This window comes from Paraburkholderia sp. RL17-337-BIB-A, assembly GCF_046025895.1.
Classification (GTDB): domain Bacteria; phylum Pseudomonadota; class Gammaproteobacteria; order Burkholderiales; family Burkholderiaceae; genus Paraburkholderia; species Paraburkholderia fungorum_C.
Genome location: NZ_JARESY010000001.1, coordinates 3,522,306 through 3,543,091, shown reverse-complemented (window position 1 = coordinate 3,543,091; position 20,786 = coordinate 3,522,306). Strand labels below are relative to the sequence as shown.

The window sequence follows — 20,786 nt, the reverse complement described above, 5'->3', positions numbered from 1 at the left end:
AGAATTCCTGAACAAGCGTGCGGCGTCCGCGTGACCAATCGCGGCTATTGCTCCAGTGTGGCGGTTCTGCCTTTGCTGAACTTCCGTCGCACCCAATCCCCCCAATCCTCCAGCACCGTATAAACCACCGGCACCACCACCAACGTCAGAATCGACGACGTAATCACCCCGCCGATCACCGTCTGCCCGAGCGGGCCACGCTGTTCGCCGCCTTCACCCAGCGCCGCGGCCAGCGGCAGCATGCCGAAGATCATCGCCAGCGTGGTCATCAGAATTGGCCGCAGACGCACGCGCGCCGCTTCGAGCAGCGCTTCACGCCGCTCCATCATGCGACCCTTGCCCGACGCGTCGAGCAACGTGCCGCGCCGTGCCTGATTCGCGAAGTCGATCAGCAAAATCGCGTTCTTCGTGACAAGACCCATCAGCATCACAAAGCCGATGATCGAAAACATGTTTAACGTACTGCCGAACAGCAGCAGCGCAATCAGCACGCCGATCAAGGTAAGCGGTAGCGACGCCATGATCGCAAGCGGCTGCGCGAAGCTGGCAAATTGCGACGCAAGAATCATGTAGATGAAAATCACCGCCAGCGCCAACGCCTCCACCGCGTACACGAACGACTCGTTCATGCTCTTGGTCGAGCCTTCGAAGCGATAGTGGTAGCCCGCGGGCAGATGCATCGCGTCGAGCGCCTTCGCGACGTCCGAGGCCACTTCGCCGGGCGAGCGGCCATTCACGTTCGCCGACAACATCACCTCGCGTTGCAGATCGCGCCGGTTCAACACATCGGGCCCGTTCGTCTGGACGATATCCGCGATCTGCCGCAGCGGCACCAGCACCGGCGCGCCGTTTGCATCGGTGCGGTTGGTGGCGATCATCAGCTTCGCCAGATCGTCGACGTCCTGGCGCTGCGCGCGCGGCAAGCGCACGCTGACGTCGTAGTCCTGGTCGTCGGGCGCGCGCCATGTGCTGATGGCGTCGCCGGAGAGCAGCGGCCGCAAGGCGGTGCCGATATCGGCCACGCCGACGCCGAGGTCGGACGCCAGTTCACGTTTCACGTTGATCGCGACAATCGGCTTATCCGCCTTAAGGCTCGAATCGAGGTCGACGAGGCCCGGAATCTTTGCCATCCGCGCTTGAGCCGCATCCGCAAGCCGACGCAGTTCGTCGATGTTGTCGCCCTGCAAGCTCAACTGGATCGCCTTCGTGCTGCCGGCGCCGTCGGGCACGCCGATTTCGGTGATCGACACGCCCGCCACCGAGGCGAGCCGCGCGCGAAACACCTGGTTCAGTTCGACCATGCCGCGCGTGCGGTCGCGCCGGTCTTTCAGGCGCACGGTAATCAGCGCGGTGTTTTTGCCTTGTGTGTTGCCCGAGTTGACGGTCGCGTAACTGAAGCGCACTTCGGGGTAGGTGGCGAGAATCGCCTGCACCTGTTTCACTTTTTCCGAGGTGGCTTCGAGCGAGGTGCCCACGGGCGTGTTCAACCCGATCTGCGTTTCGGAGAAGTCCGCATTCGGCACGAACTCGGTGCCGACGAAGGGCACCAGAAACAGACTGCCGAAGAACGTGGCTGCCGCCACGACCAACGTGAGCGCGCGATGCCTCAGCGACCAGCCGAGCAGGCGCTGATAGAACGCGGTGAGCCGGTCGATCTGCTTGTCGAACAAATGCAGCGAACGTTCGATCAAGCGTCCGTAGCGATAGCCTTTGCGGCCCGTGTCCGCGTCATGCAGATCGGGGTCCGGCCAGATCGAGGACAGCATCGGATCGAGCGTGAACGATACGAACATCGAGATCAGCACGGCGGCGGCCACCGTAATGCCGAACTGATGGAAAAAGCGGCCGATGATGCCGCCCATGAAGCCCACCGGCAGAAACACCGCGACGATCGAGAAGGTGGTCGCCAGCACGGCGAGCGCGATTTCCCTGGTGCCGTCGAGCGCGGCAGTGCGATGGTCCGCGCCTAACTGCACGTGCCGCACGATGTTCTCGCGTACCACGATCGCATCGTCGATCAGCAAGCCGACGCACAGCGACAGCGCCATCAGCGTGATCACGTTGATCGTGAAGCCGCACGCGTACATCACCGCGAAGGTGCCGATCAGCGCGATCGGCAGCGTGAGGCCGGTGATCACCGTGCTGCGCCATGAGCCGAGGAACAGGAACACGATCAGCACCGTCAGCAGCGCGCCTTCGAGCAAGGTGCGCTTCACTTCGTTGACGCTGTCTTCGATATTGATCGACGAATCGTCGGTAATGCTGAGTTGCACGCCTGGCGGCAATTGCGGCTGCAAGCGGGCGACTTCATCACGCACGCCGTGCGCGACGTCCACGGTGTTCTCGCCCTGGGCCTTGATGATCGACAGGAACAGCGCACGCTGGCCGTTCAGCAAGGCCATGCTATCCGGTTCCTGCTGGCCGTCCACCACGTCGGCGACCTGATCGAGCGTGACCGGCTGCGTGGCGGAGGAGGCGGTCGGAATCGCCGACTGTGCGCCGCGCCGCGCGACGATGATGCGTTTGAAGTCGTCCGGCTTCTCGAAACGGCCTTTGACCTGCACGGTTTGCTCGACATTGCTCGAGGTGAGCGGTCCAGCCGGAATCTCCTGATTTTCATTCTGCACCGCGCGGATCGCCTGATCGACGCCGACGGAAAGCGCTTGCAGCTTTTCCGGATTCATGTCGATCTGCACCTGCCGCTTCACGCCGCCCACCAGTGAGACCGAGCCGACCCCACGCACGGTTTCAAGCCGCTTGCGCACGATCTGATCGGCGACGGTGGTGAGATCGCGCGTGGATAACGACGCACCCGGCGCGTTCGAGATGGCCACCGTGATGATCGGCATATCCGCCGGGTCGTAGCGCAGCACGCGCGGGTCCTTCACGCCGTCGCGCAGATCGGGGCGGATCAGCGCGATCTTGTCGCGCACGTCCTGGGCGGCCTGCACCGCATCCACGGACAAATCGAACTGCACGATCACCACCGACTGCGCGTCATACGAACGCGAGGTGATTTCGTCGATGCCGCTGATCGTGTTGACCGCTTCCTCGATCTTGCGCGTGACGTCCGATTCGACCGATTCCGGCGACGCACCCGGATACGCGGTCTGCACGACCACGATCGGAAAGGTGATGTCGGGAAACTGGTCGACCTTGAGCCGTTGATAGGAAAACAGACCGATGACGAGGAACGCCATCATCATCATCGTGGCGAGCACCGGGTTGCCGATGCTGATGCGGGTGAACCACATAGGCGAGGGCTCCGGTCAGCGTGCGCTGCTTGCGCTATTTGCGCCCGGCACGCTGGCCGCTTGCGGGACAGCCTGTCCGGGCAGGCCGGGTTGGGCTGGCTGCGGCTGGTCAGGCTGCACCACATGCACGCTGCTGCCGATCCGCAATGAGCCGAGATTGTTCTTCACGATCTGCTGGCCGAGCGCCAATGGCCCGCCGACGATCTCGGTCCACGTGTCGCCGTCGGCGTCGCCGGTCGCGCCGGTCTGCACCGGATGCTCGACCAGCTTGCCGTCGACCACCGCGTAGACGCTGCGGCGCATGCCGTCCGTGCGGATGGCGGTAGCCGGGACCACCAGCACGTTCTGCCGGCTCCCCACCGAAATCGTGCCGGTGCCGAACATGCCGACTCGCAGCGTGCCTGACGGGTTGGCGACCTGCACATACACCATGATCGAACGCGAGCCGGCTTGCGCGGCCGGGTTGATGCGCGTGATCGCGCCGTGTACCGCTGTGTCGATACCGTCGAAAGCGATCTGGATCGGCTGGCCGATCCGCACGCGGCCGATCTCGCCGACCGGCACCGGCGCTTCCAGTTCGAGTGTGCGTAGATCGACCACGTCAAACAGTTTCGTATCGACGGCGACTTTCTCGCCGGGTTCGACCGAGCGTGAGGCGATCTGTCCATCGAGCGGCGAGCGCACGACCGTGTCGGCCAAAGACAGATTCGACGACGCCAGCGCCGCTTTCGCCGCATCGAGATTCGCGCGGGCGATTTCAAACTGGCTTTGCGCGGTGTCGAAGGCGTTTTTCGAAATGAAGCCTTTTTCGACCAGCACGCGGTTGTTGTCGAGCGTCTGTTTAGCGATGTCGAGTTGGCCGGCCATGGCGGCCATCTGGCCGCGAGTCTGTTCGGCGCGGGCCACGTAGTCGCGGGCGTCGATCTTCGCGAGAATCTGGCCGGTCTTGACCGAATCGCCTTCGCGCACCATGACCTCGAGCGCCGAGCCGGCGACTTTCGATTTGACCGCGGCTTGCGTCACGGCGCGCAACGAACCGGTCAGTGGGAGTGTTTCGGAGAGCGTGCGGCGGCTGACCGTGGTGAGGTCGTCCGGCGCGAATTCGACGATGGAAGACACCGTGGTCGTGGCAGCGGCGGGCGCGCTGCGTTTTCTGATGGCCTGCGCTATCGCGATGGCGAGGATCACGATAACCACGGCGGCGGCGACGATGATGCGTTTTCTGGTTTTGAGCATGCGCGGTCTGACGGACTTCACGGGCTGGCGATGCGCGGCGGCGTCTTCGAAGAAAGGCGCCGCGCGCTCGCACGGAATCGGCAAATAGCCTGAGCCCGCGTTCACCGCAAGCTGGCCGTCAGCATGTTACACGGAGCTTGCAGGCGGCACGCCGCCCGATCGGTGTGAACGGACGGCGGTCATGTGTGTTGACTCAAACGCGGCTGATTGAGAGGGTCGGCGCACCATGCGCCATGCGCGCGGAGCGACGCCCGCCGCGCCGGCCGCACTCACTGGCTCAGGTAAACGAACTTGCCGTTCTTGATGATTCCCATCACGCTCGCGCGCTGATCCAGACCGACGTGGTCCTTCGCGCTCGTATTGACCACGCCGTTCGGCACGACCAGTTCATGCGCGTGTTCCAGCTCGTCGCGCAGCGCGGCGCGGAACGCCGGCGTACCCGGCTGTGCCGTCTTCAATGCGCGCGCGACCGCATCCTGCAAACGCGGATACACACCCGCCGCATCGCCCGCGAATTGGGTCACGCTGCCCGGGCCGTACTTCGCCTCGTATTCGTTGGTGAACGCGAGCGCCGCTTTCTTCGCCGGAAGATCGGCCGGCAGCGTGCGCGCGACCACCACCGGCTGGGTCGGGAACAGGGTGCCTTCCACGTCCTTGCCGCCCAGTTTGATGAACTCGGGCGTGGCGATGCCGTGCGTCTGATAAATCGGGCCTTTGAAGCCGCGTTCGATCAGCGTGCGCTGCGGCAGCACGGTCGGCGTGCCGGCACCGGCGATCAGGATCGCGTCCGGCTTGGCGGCCATCAGCTTGAGGATCTGGCCGGTGACGCTGGCGTCGGTGCGGTTATAGCGCTCCGTCGCCACCAACTGGATATGCCGCAAAGCCGCGAACTTGCTGAACTCGTTGAGCCAGCTTTCGCCGTAACCGTCCGCGAAACCGATAAAGCCCACGGTCTTCACGTTGTGGTTCGACATGTAGCGCGTCATCACGTCTGCCATCGCGCTGTCGGTCTGCGCCATCTTGTAGGCCCACACCTTCTTGCCTTCCTGCGGTTCCACCACGCTGGCCGAGCCGATCAGCGTGATCATCGGAGTCTGGCTTTCGGCGACGGGATCGAGCGCGGCCATGGCCGCCGGCGTGATATTCGGGCCGACGATCACGTCGACGTGGTCTTCGTTGATCAGCTTGTGGATGTTGCGAACCGCCGCGCCCGGGTCGGAGGCGTCGTCGAGGAAGATGTAGTCGGCTTTCTGGCCGGCAATCGTGGCCGGCCACATCAGCATCGCGTTCTTGCTGGTGATGCCGATCACGGCCGCCGGGCCGGTGCTGGACAGATCGATGCCGACCTTGATGTCGGCGTGGGCTGCGGTGGCGAGCAGGAGCGCGCCAAAACCAAAAGCGGCGGTGAGTCCGCTGATCTTTTTCTTATACGACGTCATCGAGGGGTCTCCGTAGCGGGGATAGCAGGAAGCGGGGTGATATCAAAGTTCGTAGGTTTCGTGTTCGCCTTTGAGGGCCTGTTCGATCAGCTTGCGGTTCATGCTCGGCGACAACAGTTCGACGAGCGTATACACATAGCTGCGCAGATACGCGCCCTGTTTCAGCGCGACCCGCGTCACATTGCTGCCGAACAGGTGGACGACCGGCATGGCGCGCAGATGCCGGTCACGCTCGGCATTGAACGCGATATCCGCCATAATGCCGACGCCCAGACCCAGTTCCACATAGGTCTTGATCACGTCGGCGTCGATCGCCTCCAGCACGATGTCCGGATGCAATCCGCGCAGGCGGAACGCCTCGTTGATCTTGGTGCGCCCGGCGAAGGCGTTGTCGTATGTAATCAGCGGATACTGGGTCAGATCATCCAACGACAAAAGTTTGCGGTCGAGCAGGGGATGATCCGGCTGCATCACGGCGACGTGGTGCCACTGGAAGCACGGCAGCGAGACCAGTTCCTTATAGCTGGCGATCGCCTCGGTGGCGATCGCCAGATCGGCCTGGTCATGAATCACCATCTCGGCGACCTGGGTCGGGTTGCCTTGCAGGATCGAAAGGTGAACCTTTGGGAAGCGCTTCTTGAATTCAGCGATCGCGGCCGGAAGTGAGTAGCGTGCCTGGGTGTGAGTCGCGGCGATCACCAGATTGCCCTGATCCTGCGCCGCGTAATCTTTACCGACCCGTTTGAGGCTCTCAACTTCCTGGAGAATCTTTTCAACCGACTGAAGAATGATGCGCCCAGGCTCGGTGAGAGAGCGCACGCGCTTGCCGTGCCGGGTGAAGATTTCGACGCCCAGCTCGTCTTCCAGCTCGATAATCGCCTTGGAGACGCCCGGCTGGCTTGTATACAGCGCTTTGGCCGCTTCTGTCAGATTGAAATTCTGCCGCACAGCCTCGCGGACGAAGCGGAATTGGTGCAGGTTCATATATAACCTCTCCGCATATCAAAAGAATTTTTTAGTCGTTTGAAATATAAGGCGAGTTTATTACGATCTGTCCATCTTTTTCAATATGGATATCTGTATTTGTCATAAGCAAATGAGCGATGGGTCTAAACGTTCATCGGCGGGTGGTGACAAATAGAGATAGCCGGGCGCGGCGAAACCGGATCGCCGTGCTGTTACTGCAAAAAAATTGGGGTCCCCGAATGTATCAATACGATCAGTACGACCAGACCATCGTCGATGAACGGGTCGTGCAATACGCCGATCAGGTTCGCCGCCGCTTGTCGGGCGAATTGAGCGAAGAAGAGTTTCGTCCGCTGCGTCTGCAGAACGGCCTGTACTTACAGCGCCACGCGTACATGCACCGCATCGCGATTCCTTACGGCAACCTGCGCAGCGACCAGATGCGCGTGCTGGCCCAGATCGCGCGCGAGCACGACCGCGGCTACGGCCACTTCTCGACGCGCTCGAACATCCAGTACAACTGGATCAAGCTCGAAGAAACGCCGGAAATCCTGCGCAAGCTCGCCGCGGTGCAGATGCACGGTATCCAGACCTCGGGCAACTGTATCCGCAACATCACGGCCGACCAGTTCGCCGGCGTGGCGCCGGACGAAGTGGTCGATCCGCGACCCTGGGCAGAAATCCTGCGCCAATGGTCGACGTTCCACCCGGAATTCGCGTGGCTGCCGCGTAAGTTCAAGATCGCCGTGTCGGGTTCCAAAGAAGACCGCGCTGCCGTGCAGATCCACGACATGGGCGTGTATCTGAAGAAGAACGAGCAGGGCGAACTGGTGGCCGACATCCTGGCCGGCGGCGGCATGGGCCGTACGCCGATCATCGGCGCGATCATCCGCCGCGATTTGCCGTGGCAACATCTGCTGACGTACTGCGAAGCCGTGCTGCGCGTGTACAACCGCTACGGCCGCCGCGACAATATGTACAAGGCGCGTATCAAGATTCTCGTGAAGGCGTTGAGCCCGGAGAAATTCTCGGCGCAGGTCGAAGAAGAATGGCAACACCTGAAGGATGGTCCGTCGACGCTTACGCAAGCCGAAGTGGATCGCGTGTCGCAGTACTTCCAGCCGCCGGTGTATGAGAAGCTGGCCGACACGGATACATCGTTCGAAAAGCATTTGCTGGAAAACCGGGCGTTTGCGCGCTGGGTCGAACGGAACGTGCGCCCGCACAAGGTGTCTGGCTACTCGTCGGTCACGCTGTCGCTGAAGCCGACCACGATCGCGCCGGGTGACGCAACGGACGTTCAAATGGAAGCGGTCGCCGATTGGGCCGACGAGTACTCGCTCGGCGAAATCCGCGTGTCGCACGAACAGAACCTGATTCTCGCGAACGTGAAGAAGCGCGATCTGTTCGCGCTGTGGGAAAAGGCCAAGGCGCAAGGTTTCGCGACGCCGAACATCGGCTTGCTGACCGACATCATCGCGTGCCCGGGCGGCGATTTCTGCTCGCTCGCGAATGCGAAGTCGATTCCGATCGCGCTCGCGATTCAGGAACGTTTCAACGACCTCGACTACGTGTACGACCTCGGCGACGTGTCGCTGAACATCTCGGGCTGTATCAATGCCTGCGGCCACCACCACGTCGGCAACATCGGCATTCTGGGAGTCGATAAGGACGGCTCGGAGTGGTATCAGGTGACGCTCGGCGGCGAGCAGGGTACGGGCGCCACCGGCGCGCATCTCGGCCGCGTGATCGGCCCGTCGTTCTCGGCGGAAGAAATGCCGGACGTGATGAGCAAGGTGATCGATACGTTCGTGGAAAACCGCCACGAAGGCGAGCGCTTCATCGAAACGTACAACCGCATTGGCATCACCCCGTTCAAGGAACGTGTGTACGCCTCGCGTCAACCGGCTCACGCGTAACCGCGAAAAGGATACTGAACAGATGGCTTCTATCATCAAGAATCGCGCGATCGTCAACGATGACTGGACGGTGGTGCGCGCCGCTGAAGACGGCACGCTGCCCGCAGTCAATGAACTGCCGGCCGGCAAGGTGCTGGTGCCGCTCGCGCTGTGGCAGGCTTCCCGCGATGCATTGATCGCATCGCGCGGCGCCACTGAAATCGGCGTGTGGCTCGCGGCGGATAGCGAACCGGCCGATATCGTCGCCGACTTCGACACGATCGCGCTGATCGGCGTGGACTTCCCGGTGTTCCGCGACGGCCGTGGCTATAGCATCGGCCGCCTGTTGCGCGAGCGTTACGGCTACAAGGGCGAACTGCGCGCAATCGGCGACGTGCTGCGCGATCAACTGACGTTCATGTTCCGTTGCGGCTTCGACGCTTATGCATTGCGTTCGGACAAAGACTTCGACGACGCACTGAAAGCGTTCGACGAATTCAGCCTCAACTATCAGGGCGCCGTGAACTCGTCGCCGCTGTTCCGCCGCCGCGAAGCGGGCGAACTGGCAAAGGCCTCGGCATGAGCGAAGTCCAGTCGCTCACGCCGGAACTCGCTGCGAAGGTCGAGCGCCTCGATGCGCTGCTCGATTCGATCGCGGCGCGTCACGCGAACGTGAAGCTCGCCAGCAGCCTCGCAGCGGAAGATATGCTGCTCACGCACGCAATTCTGTCGCGTGGCGTGAAAATCGGCATTTTCTCGCTGAACACGGGTCGTCTGCATGCTGAAACACTCGGCATGCTCGATCGTGTGAAAGAGCGCTACGGTTACAATATCGAGCAGTTTCATCCGCAGGCTGCCGCGGTTGAGGAATATGTCGCCTCGCACGGCTTGAATGCGTTTTACGAAAGCGTCGATCTGCGCAAGCGCTGCTGCGAAATCCGCAAGGTCGAGCCGTTGAACCGCGCGCTGTCGGATGTCAGCGCGTGGGTGACGGGCCAACGCCGCGAGCAGTCGGTGACGCGTGCCGAACTGCACGATGAAGAACACGACGCCGCGCGCAACATCGCCAAGTTTAATCCGCTGACGGACTGGACAGAGGCCGAAGTGTGGGATTATCTGAAGACGTTCGACGTGCCGGTTAATCCGCTGCATGCGCGCGGTTACCCGAGCATCGGCTGCGAGCCTTGTACGCGTGCGATCCGTCCCGGTGAAGACAGCCGGGCAGGACGCTGGTGGTGGGAGTCGCGCGATACGAAGGAATGCGGGCTGCATATCACGACGATTACGCCGATCCCCGTCAGCAGCAGCGAAAACGCTTCGGCATAAAGCATTTTGGCAGTTCAGGCCTTGGCTTTTGGGCTTGAACGCCGCACATACCGATTTGAATACTTCTGCTTGGGGCGAACCGCTCGTCAAGCGAACCAATGAAGGACCCAAACATGAGCACCACGCTCGATTCCACTATCAACGCACCGCTTACCAATACGGCGAACCGGATGGATCACCTCGATTGGCTCGAAGCCGAGTCGATTCATATCCTGCGCGAACTGGTCGCGGAATGCAGCAAGCCCGCACTGCTGTTTTCGGGCGGCAAGGATTCGGTCGTGGTACTGCACCTTGCACTGAAGGCCTTCGGCATTGGCGCGAATCGCAAGACCGTGCTGCCGTTCCCGCTCGTGCATATCGACACCGGCCACAACTACGAGGAAGTGATCGACTTCCGCGACCGTCGCGCGAAAGAGATCGGTGCTGAACTGGTGGTGGGTCACGTCGAAGATTCGATCAAGCGCGGCACGGTGCGTCTGCGCCGCGAACTGGATTCGCGCAATGCTGCGCAAGCCGTGACGCTGCTCGAAACGATCGCGGAACATGAGTACACCGCGTTGATCGGCGGCGCACGCCGCGACGAAGAAAAGGCCCGTGCAAAAGAACGGATCTTCTCGTTCCGCGACGAGTTCGGCCAATGGGACCCGAAGGCACAGCGTCCGGAACTGTGGAGCCTGTACAACGCGCGTCTGCACAATGGCGAACACCTGCGCGTGTTCCCGATCTCGAACTGGACCGAACTCGACGTGTGGCAATACATCGCTCGCGAACAGCTTGAATTGCCGTCGATCTACTACGCGCATCAACGCGAGATCGTGCGCCGCAACGGCCTGCTCGTGCCGGTTACGCCGCTCACGCCGATGCGTGAAGGCGAGACCAGCGAAACCGCGCTCGTGCGTTTCCGTACCGTGGGCGATATCAGCTGCACGTGCCCGGTGGAAAGCGACGCGGACGATCTCGAGAAGATCATCGCCGAAACGGCCGTGACCGAAATCACGGAACGTGGCGCGACGCGGATGGACGATCAGGTCTCCGAGGCCGCGATGGAACAGCGGAAGAAGCAGGGTTATTTCTAATGCATGGGACTGGAGTAGGCGCTAAAGCGCCAACTCCAGTCGACAGCTTTGCATGGGACCAGAGTCATAAGCGCTAAAGCGCTAACTCTGGTCGACAGACGGACAAGGAACATCATGAGTATTCATCAACCAGAAGACCTCGGCGTGCTGCGTTTCATTACCGCGGGCAGCGTCGACGACGGCAAGAGCACGTTGATCGGCCGCCTGCTGTACGACAGCAAGGCGGTGTTGAGCGACCAGCTCTCGGCTCTGTCGCGCGCGAAGAATAAGCGTACCGTTGGCGACGAAATCGATCTGTCGCTGCTGACGGACGGCCTCGAAGCCGAGCGCGAGCAAGGCATCACGATCGATGTTGCGTATCGCTACTTTGCGACGGCTAAGCGCAAGTTCATCATCGCCGACACGCCGGGTCACGAGCAGTACACGCGCAACATGGTGACGGGCGCATCGACCGCGCACGCAGCGATCATCCTGGTCGACGCAACGCGTGTGACGTTCGTCGACGGCGCGGCGCAGTTGCTGCCGCAAACCAAGCGTCACAGCGCGCTCGTGAAGCTGCTCGGCTTGCAGCACGCGATCGTCGCGATCAACAAGATGGATCTGGTCGACTACAGCGAAACGCGCTTCAACGAGATCCGCGATGCGTATGTCGAACTCGCGCGCCAACTGGGTCTGAACGATGTGCGCTTCGTGCCGGTGTCGGCGCTGAAGGGCGACAACATCGTGACGGCCAGCGAAAGCATGCCGTGGTACGCAGGCGAGCCGCTGCTCGATTTGCTCGAAGCACTGCCGGTCGAGATTCCGACGGGCCAGGCGCTGCGTTTCCCGGTGCAATGGGTGGCGCGCCAGGACGGCAGCCAGGCCGACGACTTCCGTGGCTACATGGGCCGTGTCGAGGCGGGCGAAGTGAAAGTCGGCGACACGATCGTTGTGCTGCCGGCGAACCGTGAAGCCACGGTTGCCGAGATCATCGCGCCGGTGATCGGCGGCACGGCTGCGGTGGACCGTGCGTTCGCGGGTCAGACGGTGACGATTCGTCTGGCGGAAGACGTCGATGTGTCGCGCGGCGATACTTTCGTGCTGCGTGAGGAAGCGCCGGAACCGGCCAAGAAATTGGAAGCCGACCTGTGCTGGTTCGACGACACACCGCTGTCGACGCAACGCAAGTATCTGTTGAAGCAGACCACCAACACGGTGTTCGCGCGGATCGGTGCGATCAAGGAAGTGCTCGACGTGCATACGCTGTCGCAGGCAACCGATCGCAAGGAACTGGCGATGAACGACATCGGCCGCGTAGCGCTGACGTTGCAGAAGCCGCTGGTGTGCGACGTGTACGACTCGCATCAGGGCACGGGTGCATTTGTGCTGATCGATGAAGCGACGCATCACACGGTCGCGGCTGGGATGATTCGGGCGTTTTCTGCTTGAGTTACTGACTGGGTGACTGATGCGCGCCCGCGGCTTCGGGTTTTGCACGAACCGGACGAATGGGGTTGAGGCAAATGGGTAAGGTGTATCTGATCGGTGCAGGGCCGGGGGCGGCGGATCTCATCACGGTGCGCGGCGCGCGGCTGCTCGGCATGGCGGATGTGGTGCTGCACGACGCGTTGGTCGAGCCAGCCATGCTCGACTATGCGCCTTCGCACGCGCGGCGGATTGCTGTGGGTAAGCGCTGTGGGCAGCTTTCTACCGCGCAGCAGTTCATCAACAAGCAGATTGTGGATGCTGCTTTGGAGCACGATGTCGTGGTGCGTCTGAAGGGTGGAGATCCGATGTTGTTCGGGCGCGCTGATGAGGAGATGCGGGCGCTGGAGGCTGTTGGGATTGAGTATGAGGTGGTGCCTGGCATTACAGCTGCACTGGCTAGCGCGGCTTCGTTGAAGCGGTCTCTTACGCTGCGCGGCGTTTCTCGTAGTGTTGCGCTGGCTACTTTTAGTCGTGCTCCGGGGTCCGAAGAGATTCGCGAGCAGGTTAATGCGGATTCCCTCGTGTTTTATATGGGCCGCGATAGTGGGGTTGAGATTGCTCAGCAACTGATTGATGCCGGGAGGGATGTTTCTACGCCGGTGGCAATTGTTGAGGCTTGTAGTACGGAACGTGAGCGGATGCTCACACTCACGCTTGAAACGCTAGCTGCTGGTGAGGCGCAGAAATGGGTTGATGCTTCGCAGCCCAGCCTTTTGATGATCGGGGAGGCTTTTGCCGCCCGGCAGCAGGTGGGGCGCTCCGCGGGGGAGGCTTTGGTGGCTGCGGCTTAAGTTTTTTGCTGCGCGGCGCTTGATTGTCTGTTTGCTTGCGGTGTTGGCTTTTTCTTGATCTGGCTTTTTGGCCTTTCCTTGTTTTCTTGTTGGTCTATTAGTGTTGCCCTTGTGTGGGGCGACACTTACTCTCTGTTTGCCTACGGCGTTGGGCTTTCCTTGAGTTGGTTGCCTACGCAGCGCTTTTGGGTTGTACGCCTGCGGCGTTGGCCTTTCCTTGATTTGTTATTGGTTTATTAGCGTCGCCCCTGTGCGGGGCAGGCACCTACTTTTCTTTGCCTGCCGCAAAGAAAAGTAGGCAAAAGAAAGCGGCTCAAACCGCCAATTTTTAAGCGGGTCCCTTGGCTTGGAGGGGGCAGTGGTGCATCTGGAATCTGTGCCCTCGCGCATTTCGCGTGAGTGACAAGGCAGTCATACTTCCCGCCTCGCACTGCGTGCTCGCCGGAAGGGTTCATCGAGCACCCACGGTTTTCTTCGCGTGATGGGGATCACGGCTTCGCTCCGGATTCTTGGCAGTCATCTCCTTCTCTTCGCAATGCCGTCTTACTTCCGGCGGCGCCGCGCGCGCCATCTCAGTAGTCGACCAATTTCTCGGTTTCTTTGCTGAAGTTTCTCTGGTGCTGTAGTCCTCTATTCGGATGGGCACTTGGGAAATTTCGGAAATGCTGGCGACGCGCGCGCTTTAGCCTGGGTAGGCGATCAATCCCGAAACGATACGTTTTAAACTCAATTCGCCGTCAAAACAGCGACGGTCAGGCTTGGCAGCCTGCCACCACGCGCGTACTCCTGCCCCCCGGCAGGAAGTGCGTCTGTTTCAGCGCGTCCTCTTGCTATGGGCGGGCCGTGATAGGGAGACCTTCGGGTCTGCTGGTTGCAGTGGTGCCAGTCTGCCAACCTTGTCATTGAGCCCGCTCACCACAGCGCAAGCTGTGTGTCGGGCGATCGAATAAGTTTCAGGGAGATCGCGCCATGAGTAAATCCGTCAAGAATTCACGAACCCCGTCGCGCCCGCCTGTTGACGCACTTCAGTACGAAAAACTTGCTCTATCTGCTTTCGGACTTGTTGACCGGCAGCTAAGCCAACTGGACAAGTTGGTCACGCTCGCGGCCTCGATATTCAGGAGTCCAACCGTGACGCGAGAGGAGAGACAGCGCCAGCGGAAATTGCTGGAAGTGCTGATCGACACTGGGGAGGAATATCGGCAAGAAGTCGAAATTGACCGCGAGTTATACCAGGTCATTGCGCTCGACGCGAAGGGAGTACCTCAAAGCTGCATCACAGCACGTCGCGCAGCAAACCTTCTGTCGAAGGCCACGCGGACTGCGCCGGAGCGCCGCAAAGGCACCCGCGCAATGGGAGCAATGCGCAACAAACCAGGACGCTTTAAAACGATCACGCGGCCTATTGCGACGGCGCACTGACATAGACTCACGGCACCAGGCCGCAAGCATAAAAGGGCGCTCGCGCCTTTTTATGTTGTGACTAGGCGGTATTGCAGTGACTAACGAAGTCGGCGTAGCGACGACGTATAACGAGCAGCACGTGATGCGAGTCATCGTCGTGGGGGCACGACGTAAAAAACTTGCCAACACCTATTTCTTTGGGGAGAACCGAAGCCACTCGATACGGAGAGTGCGCTTTGGCGCGCGCAGCGCCGCCGGAAGACTGACGGCTTGCGAAGAGAGCCGATGATGACACGATTCCTGTGCGAAGCACTGGCCTTCCCGATGTTGGTTCTGACGAGCACGCAGTGAGACGGGAAGTGTCCGAAGCGAACCACTGATCTTCGCGAAGTCGGTTCTGACGAGCACGCAGTGAGACGGGAGGTGTCCAAAGCGAACCACTGGTCATCGTGAAGTCGGTTCTGACGAGCACGCAGTGAGACGGGAAGTATCCGAGGCGAAGCACTGGTCATCGCGAAGTCGGTTCTGGGGAGCACGCGGTGAGACGGGAAGTATCCGAAGCGAAGCACTGGTCTTCTCGAAGTCGGTTCTGACGAGCACGTAGTGAGACGGGAGGTGTCCGAAGCGAAGCACTGATCATCGCGAAGTCGGTTCTGAGGAGCACGCGGTGAGATGGGAAGTATCCGAAGCGAAGCACTGGTCATCGCGAAGTCGGTTCTGAGGAGCACGTAGTGAGACGGGAGGTGTCCGAAGCGTTCGCGATGTCCCGTTCCGGCGAGCACGCAGTGCGAGGCGGGAAGTATGACTGCCTTGTCACTGAAGCCAAATGTGCGAGAACACAGATTCCAGATGCACCACTACCGTGGCTGTGCGGGGGCCCCGCTTATGAGCTGGCGGTGTGAGCCGCTTTCTTTGCTTATCTTTCTTTGCGGCGGCAAAGAAAGTAAGTGCCGCCCCGCACAGGGGCAACGCTAATAGACCAATATCAATTCAAGGAAAGGCCAACGCCGTAGGCAAACGACCAAAGCGCCACGCAGGCAAAAAAAACTCAACCCTGCCGCAGGCAATACTCAGCAACAGCATCCAGCACAACCTCATCCTCACCAACAGCAACAGCACACTGAATCTCGACACCAGAATACAACCCGCGACAGCGCTCAATCACTGCAGGCAGATCCTTCCTGACATGCCCACCTTGCCCAAAAAAAACCGGCACAACAGTGACAACAGAACACCCGTCGGAGACAAGCTCCCCCACAGCCGCGGGCAGATCCGGCTCCATCAACTCGAGAAAAGCCAGCAAAACCGGCTCAGAGCCGCGCCCACCGCGCACCTTCTCGGCGAGCCTCTCAAACGGCTCGCGCCAGCGCACATCCCTTGCGCCATGCGCAAACAACACCATCCCATGCGTAGCCATGCCAACGGCTCCTAATGCCGATCAACCCACTTCAACCCAACCAACCCAAGCACGAGATAAACCAACCCAGGCGTAGCCGCAGTCAACGGCGCGGGCCACGTATTCAACGTGCCGATATGCGAGAACAGCGTATTGAACAGCTGAAAACTCATGCCGAGCATAATCCCGCCGAAAACCTTCACACCCACCACGCCGGCACGCGTATGCAGATACGCAAACGGCAACGACAACACCAGCATCACAAACACCGCAAACGGATACAGCAACTTGCGCCACAGCGCAATCTCATACCGCTGCGTGTCCTGATGATTCTCGGTCAAATGCTGGATGTAGCGGAACAGGTTGAACATCGACATCCGGTCCGGTGACACAAGCAGCACCGACAAGATCTGCGGCGTCAGTTCCGAGCGCAGCGAATATTCCGGCAACGCCACTTGCTTCGCGCGATACACCGGATCCAGGGCGTCGGCCGGCGTGCCCGGAGGAGGGGGCACGTCGATCAGTTGCGTGTCCGTCACGCCAGTCAGTTGCCAGTGACCCGGCGGCTGGTACTTGCCGTTTTGAGCGATCCGCACATTCGAGAGCCGGAACTTCGAATCGAATTCGTAAATCCGCACGTTGCTGATCGTCGCGTCCGGCTGCAATTTGCCCACGTTCACAAAACGCGTGACCTGCTCGCCGTCCGCGCGCGCCGTGAGCGTGTCCTTCACCCACACGCCCGACTCGAAATTGCTCGATACTGACGACCCCAACGCCTCAAGCCGCACGCGTTCCGACAACTGATCCGTGTACGGCCCGATCACTTCGCCGATGATATAAGTCAGGATCACCAGCGGAATGCCGATCTTCATCAGCGAGCGCAGCGCCTGATTCGTGGCGAGGCCGGATACGCGAAAAATCGTGTACTCGGAGTTCGCCGCCATCTGCGCGAACACGTAGATCGCGCTGATCAACGCGGCGACCGGAATGATTTCGTAAAAGCGCGACGGCGTTTGCAAGGCAACCCGCAGTACCGCGTACTGGAACTTGTAATTGCCGTGGCCGACGGAATTCAGCTCGTTGATCAGGTCGAAGAAGAAAAACAGACCCGAAAACGCGAACAGAATAAAGATGAACGTGAGGTAGATCTGACGCGCAAAGTACCTTTCATAGATGCGCATCAGTCAGGCCCCCTGCGAACGGCTGAACATCGCCCGCGTGAACAGCGGCCGGTTGCGCACGCGCAGCCAGAAGATGAACGCGACGATCACCGCCACAATGATATGCAGGCCCACCAGCCCAACCCCGAACGACATCTTGCCTTGCTCGATCCACGACTGCACCACGTTCAACAAATTCGAATACGTCAGGTAGATCAGGACAGCCATCACCAGATTGATCGTGCGGCTGCGCCGCGGGTTCTGGTGCGCGAGCGGAATCGCCAGCAGCATCAGGTTGATCGCAATCAGCGGCAGCCCCGCGCGCCACGCGAATTCGGCGAGGTTGTCGTTGGTCGGGTTGCGCAGGAGCGTGAGCGTAGGCAAGCCGGTGGTAGTCGGCGTATTCACGACCGGCTGACTCTGGATTTTCACGCCATAGCGTTCGAATTCCATGATGCGGAAGTCGGGATGCCCCGGTTCGCCGTCGTAGCGCCGGCCGTTTTCCAGTACGACGAAGCGATCGCCGTTCTTGCGTGTTTCGGTGTGGCCGGTTTTCGACACGACCACATTGACCTTGCCGTTTTCCGTGCTGGTCACGAACACGTTCTCGACGCGCGCCTGGTCGGGCGACATCTTCTCGATGAAGAACACGCGGTGGCTGACGGCCGATTCGCGGAATTGACCCGGCGCGAGCAGTGAGACCTCGTCGCGCTGCTGGAAACGCGCGCGGATCAGCTTGCTCTGCTGATTCGACCAGGGCCAGCCGACGAACACGAAAAACATGATGAGAATGATGATCGGCGTGGCGAAAATACCGATCGGTTTGATGAAGCGGGTCAAACTGACACCCGAGGCGAGCCAGACGACCATCTCGGAGTCTTTGTACCAGCGGGTCAGGACGAACAGGATCGACACGAACAGGGTCGCGACGAGCATGATGGCGATGTAGCCGATCACGGTCAGGCCGATCAGGACCAGCACGTCGCGCGGATCGATCTCGCCCGAAGCGGCGAAGCCGACGATGCGGATCATCATCGTCGTCAGCACTAGCGTGAGCAGAACCATGAACACGGCACCAGCCGTATACGCGAGTTCGCGCTGGAGGGAGCGTTCGAAGATCATTATTGATGATGAGAGGGGGCGCTCTCAGTGGCGCGCGGAATGTTTCCCGTCACGCCCCCGGTGCAGCCGCCGCAGGAAAAATAGCGGATAATTGCGGCTTTCATCCTAAGCCCAGACTTTATCCGAGGACAAGCGCGATGGACTTTAGCATAAAAGCCTGTGATTGGACCAAAGGCTCGTCAAACGGTTTCCTGACCGGGAAATCCGATTGCATCGTAATCGGCGTGTTCGAGTCGCAAACGCTTGCGGGCGCCGCGCTGGAGATCGACGCGGCCACCAAGGGCCTGCTGACCCGCATCATCAAGGCCGGCGACATGGACGGCAAGGCGGGCACTACGCTGTTCCTGCACGAAGTCTCAGGCATCGGCGCTTCGCGCGTGCTGCTGGTCGGCCTCGGCAAGCAGGATGCTTTCAGCCAGAAAGCCTACGGTGAAGCCGTTCGAGCTGCGTGGCGCGCACTGCTTGGCACCAAGATCGTCCAGGTCACCTTCACGCTCGCCCAGCTACCGATTCTCGAGCGCTCGGCCGATTGGGGCGTGCGCGCCGCGATCCTCGCGTTGCGCGAACTGACCTACAAGTTCACGCAGATGAAGAGCAAGCCGGACAACTCGGCGCGCGCGTTGAAGCGCATCGTCTTCAGCGTCAACACGGGCGACGAGAAAGCCGCCAAGCTCGCGGCCAAGCAGGGCGCCGCGCTCGCCAACGGCATGGACCTGACGCGCGATCTCGGCAACCTGCCGAGCAACGTCTGTACGCCGACTTACCTCGCGAACACCGCGAAGAAGCTCGCTAAAGACTGGAAGCTGAAGGTCGAAGTGCTCGGCGAAAAGCAGTGCGAAGCGCTGAAGATGGGCTCGTTCCTGTCGGTCACGGCCGGCTCGGTCGAACCGGCTCAGTTCATCGTACTGCAGTACCACGGCGGCGCCGCGAAAGCCGCGCCTGTGGTACTGGTCGGCAAGGGCGTGACGTTCGACACCGGCGGCATTTCGCTCAAGCCGGGCGAAGGCATGGACGAGATGAAGTACGACATGTGCGGCGCCGGTTCGGTGCTGGGCACGTTGCGCGCGGTCGCCGAAATGGGCCTGAAGATCAACGTGGTCGGCATTATTCCGGCGGTTGAGAACATGCCGTCGGCTACCGCCACCAAGCCGGGCGACATCGTCACCACCATGAAGGGCCTGACGGTCGAAGTGCTGAACACGGACGCCGAAGGCCGGCTGATCCTGTGCGACGCGCTGACCTACGCCGAGCGCTTCAAGCCGGCAGCGGTGATCGACATCGCCACGCTCACGGGTGCCTGCATCATCGCGCTGGGTCATCACAATAGCGGTCTGTTCTCGAAAAACGACGCGCTGGCGGGAGAACTGCTCGACGCCTCGCGTGAAGCATCCGACCCCGCCTGGCGCCTGCCGCTCGACGACGAGTATCAGGATCAGCTGAAGTCGAACTTCGCGGACCTGGCCAACATCGGCGGCCGTCCGGCGGGCAGCGTGACCGCGGCGTGCTTCCTGTCGCGCTTCACTGACGCGTATCCGTGGGCGCACCTGGACATCGCCGGCACCGCATGGAAGAGCGGCGCGGCGAAGGGCGCCACCGGCCGCCCGGTGCCGTTGCTCGCGCAGTTCCTGATCGACCGGGCCGCGGACGGTCGGGCCGCGGACGGTCGGGCCGCGGACGGTCGCGCTGCACAATGACGCATTGCAGTAAGGTTGCGGCCGTAGCGGTAGACGTAAAGCGGAGCCGCCGATGACGAGAATCGATTTTCACTCGAACGTCGGTGACTCGCTGCTGTATGCGTGCCGTCTCATTCGCAAGGCGTATCAGGCCGGCCAGCCGACCATCGTGCTGGCCGAGCCCGAGCGCCTGCGGGCTTTCGACGAACAGTTGTGGACGTTCTCACCGCTCGACTTCGTGCCGCACTGCATGGCGGGCACGCCGCTCGCCGCGCAAACGCCGATCGTGCTGGCTTCGACCCTCGATGATGTGCCGCACCATCAGGTTTTGCTCAATCTCGGCGCCACGGTGCCGGCGCAATTCGCGCGCTTCGAAAGATTGCTGGAAGTGGTTGGTAACGCACACGAGGAGCTCGCGGCGGGCCGAGAACGCTATCGGTTCTATCGCGATCGCGGCTATGCTTTGAACAACTACAAGCAAGGCAGCTAGGTCTCATTCCGCCCGCGTCGCGTGGTGTTTTGTCGGATGGATTCGACGCGACCGCGGCCTGCTTCAGCCTGGACTCAAACACGGAGAG

At 61.1% G+C, this 20,786-nt stretch carries 16 protein-coding genes; 9 read left to right on the top strand and 7 right to left on the bottom strand.

Annotation, left to right across the window (positions count from 1 at the left end):
• Positions 1 to 44: 44 nt before the first annotated feature.
• The 4 genes from P0D84_RS15845 to P0D84_RS15830 all read right to left on the bottom strand — a co-directional run bounded on the left by P0D84_RS15845 (position 45) and on the right by P0D84_RS15830 (position 6,913).
• Positions 45 to 3,254, bottom strand: coding sequence for an efflux RND transporter permease subunit (locus tag P0D84_RS15845; protein WP_408337856.1), 3,210 nt, complete (start codon positions 3,252 to 3,254; stop codon positions 45 to 47).
• A gap of 15 nt (positions 3,255 to 3,269) precedes the next feature.
• Positions 3,270 to 4,595, bottom strand: coding sequence for an efflux RND transporter periplasmic adaptor subunit (locus tag P0D84_RS15840; RefSeq protein WP_408337854.1), 1,326 nt, complete (start codon positions 4,593 to 4,595; stop codon positions 3,270 to 3,272).
• Positions 4,596 to 4,759: 164 nt separating this feature from the next.
• The gene (locus P0D84_RS15835) at positions 4,760 to 5,929 is read right to left on the bottom strand and encodes an ABC transporter substrate-binding protein (protein WP_408337852.1); all 1,170 of its coding nucleotides are present in this window, start codon (positions 5,927 to 5,929) and stop codon (positions 4,760 to 4,762) included.
• 42 nt (positions 5,930 to 5,971) lie between these two features.
• Positions 5,972 to 6,913: a CysB family HTH-type transcriptional regulator gene (locus tag P0D84_RS15830; protein WP_408337850.1), complete on the bottom strand. Its 942-nt coding sequence runs from the start codon at positions 6,911 to 6,913 to the stop codon at positions 5,972 to 5,974.
• Positions 6,914 to 7,134: 221 nt separating this feature from the next.
• Here P0D84_RS15830 and P0D84_RS15825 point away from each other — a divergent pair, with 221 nt between their 5' ends.
• From P0D84_RS15825 to P0D84_RS15795, 7 genes are all read left to right on the top strand, one after another.
• A complete protein-coding gene (locus P0D84_RS15825) occupies positions 7,135 to 8,814 on the top strand; it encodes a nitrite/sulfite reductase (RefSeq protein ID WP_408337848.1) in 1,680 nt (559 codons plus the stop codon).
• 22 nt (positions 8,815 to 8,836) lie between these two features.
• Entirely contained in the window at positions 8,837 to 9,376 is a 540-nt protein-coding gene (locus P0D84_RS15820) for a DUF934 domain-containing protein (protein ID WP_408337846.1), read from the top strand.
• Positions 9,373 to 10,119 carry a phosphoadenylyl-sulfate reductase gene (locus P0D84_RS15815; protein ID WP_408337844.1) on the top strand — a complete coding sequence of 249 codons (747 nt, stop codon included), beginning with the start codon at positions 9,373 to 9,375 and terminating at the stop codon, positions 10,117 to 10,119. The genes P0D84_RS15820 and P0D84_RS15815 overlap by 4 nt, the downstream gene beginning before the upstream one ends.
• 113 nt (positions 10,120 to 10,232) lie before the next feature.
• Positions 10,233 to 11,195: a sulfate adenylyltransferase subunit CysD gene (cysD, locus tag P0D84_RS15810; RefSeq protein ID WP_408337842.1), complete on the top strand. Its 963-nt coding sequence runs from the start codon at positions 10,233 to 10,235 to the stop codon at positions 11,193 to 11,195.
• A 114-nt stretch (positions 11,196 to 11,309) separates the two neighbouring features.
• The gene (locus tag P0D84_RS15805; protein WP_408337840.1) at positions 11,310 to 12,623 is read left to right on the top strand and encodes a sulfate adenylyltransferase subunit 1; all 1,314 of its coding nucleotides are present in this window, start codon (positions 11,310 to 11,312) and stop codon (positions 12,621 to 12,623) included.
• 74 nt (positions 12,624 to 12,697) lie between these two features.
• Positions 12,698 to 13,453, top strand: a complete 756-nt coding sequence (gene cobA / locus P0D84_RS15800) for a uroporphyrinogen-III C-methyltransferase (RefSeq protein WP_408337838.1) — start codon at positions 12,698 to 12,700, stop codon at positions 13,451 to 13,453.
• Positions 13,454 to 14,422: 969 nt separating this feature from the next.
• Positions 14,423 to 14,875, top strand: a complete 453-nt coding sequence (locus P0D84_RS15795; RefSeq protein ID WP_408337836.1) for a hypothetical protein — start codon at positions 14,423 to 14,425, stop codon at positions 14,873 to 14,875.
• A gap of 1,030 nt (positions 14,876 to 15,905) precedes the next feature.
• Here P0D84_RS15795 and P0D84_RS15790 read toward each other — a convergent pair.
• From P0D84_RS15790 to lptF, 3 genes are read right to left on the bottom strand one after another with little or no spacing between them, the layout of a single operon-like run.
• Positions 15,906 to 16,274 (bottom strand): sirohydrochlorin chelatase, encoded by a 369-nt coding sequence (locus tag P0D84_RS15790; protein ID WP_408337834.1) that lies wholly within the window; start codon positions 16,272 to 16,274, stop codon positions 15,906 to 15,908.
• An 11-nt stretch (positions 16,275 to 16,285) separates the two neighbouring features.
• Positions 16,286 to 17,434 carry an LPS export ABC transporter permease LptG gene (gene lptG / locus P0D84_RS15785; RefSeq protein ID WP_408337832.1) on the bottom strand — a complete coding sequence of 383 codons (1,149 nt, stop codon included), beginning with the start codon at positions 17,432 to 17,434 and terminating at the stop codon, positions 16,286 to 16,288.
• Between the two features lie 3 nt (positions 17,435 to 17,437).
• Positions 17,438 to 18,535 (bottom strand): LPS export ABC transporter permease LptF, encoded by a 1,098-nt coding sequence (gene lptF, locus P0D84_RS15780; RefSeq protein WP_408337830.1) that lies wholly within the window; start codon positions 18,533 to 18,535, stop codon positions 17,438 to 17,440.
• 137 nt (positions 18,536 to 18,672) lie between these two features.
• Here lptF and P0D84_RS15775 point away from each other — a divergent pair, with 137 nt between their 5' ends.
• Entirely contained in the window at positions 18,673 to 20,229 is a 1,557-nt protein-coding gene (locus P0D84_RS15775; RefSeq protein WP_408337828.1) for a leucyl aminopeptidase, read from the top strand.
• A 52-nt stretch (positions 20,230 to 20,281) separates the two neighbouring features.
• Positions 20,282 to 20,698 carry a DNA polymerase III subunit chi gene (locus P0D84_RS15770; RefSeq protein WP_408337826.1) on the top strand — a complete coding sequence of 139 codons (417 nt, stop codon included), beginning with the start codon at positions 20,282 to 20,284 and terminating at the stop codon, positions 20,696 to 20,698.
• Positions 20,699 to 20,786 lie beyond the last annotated feature (88 nt).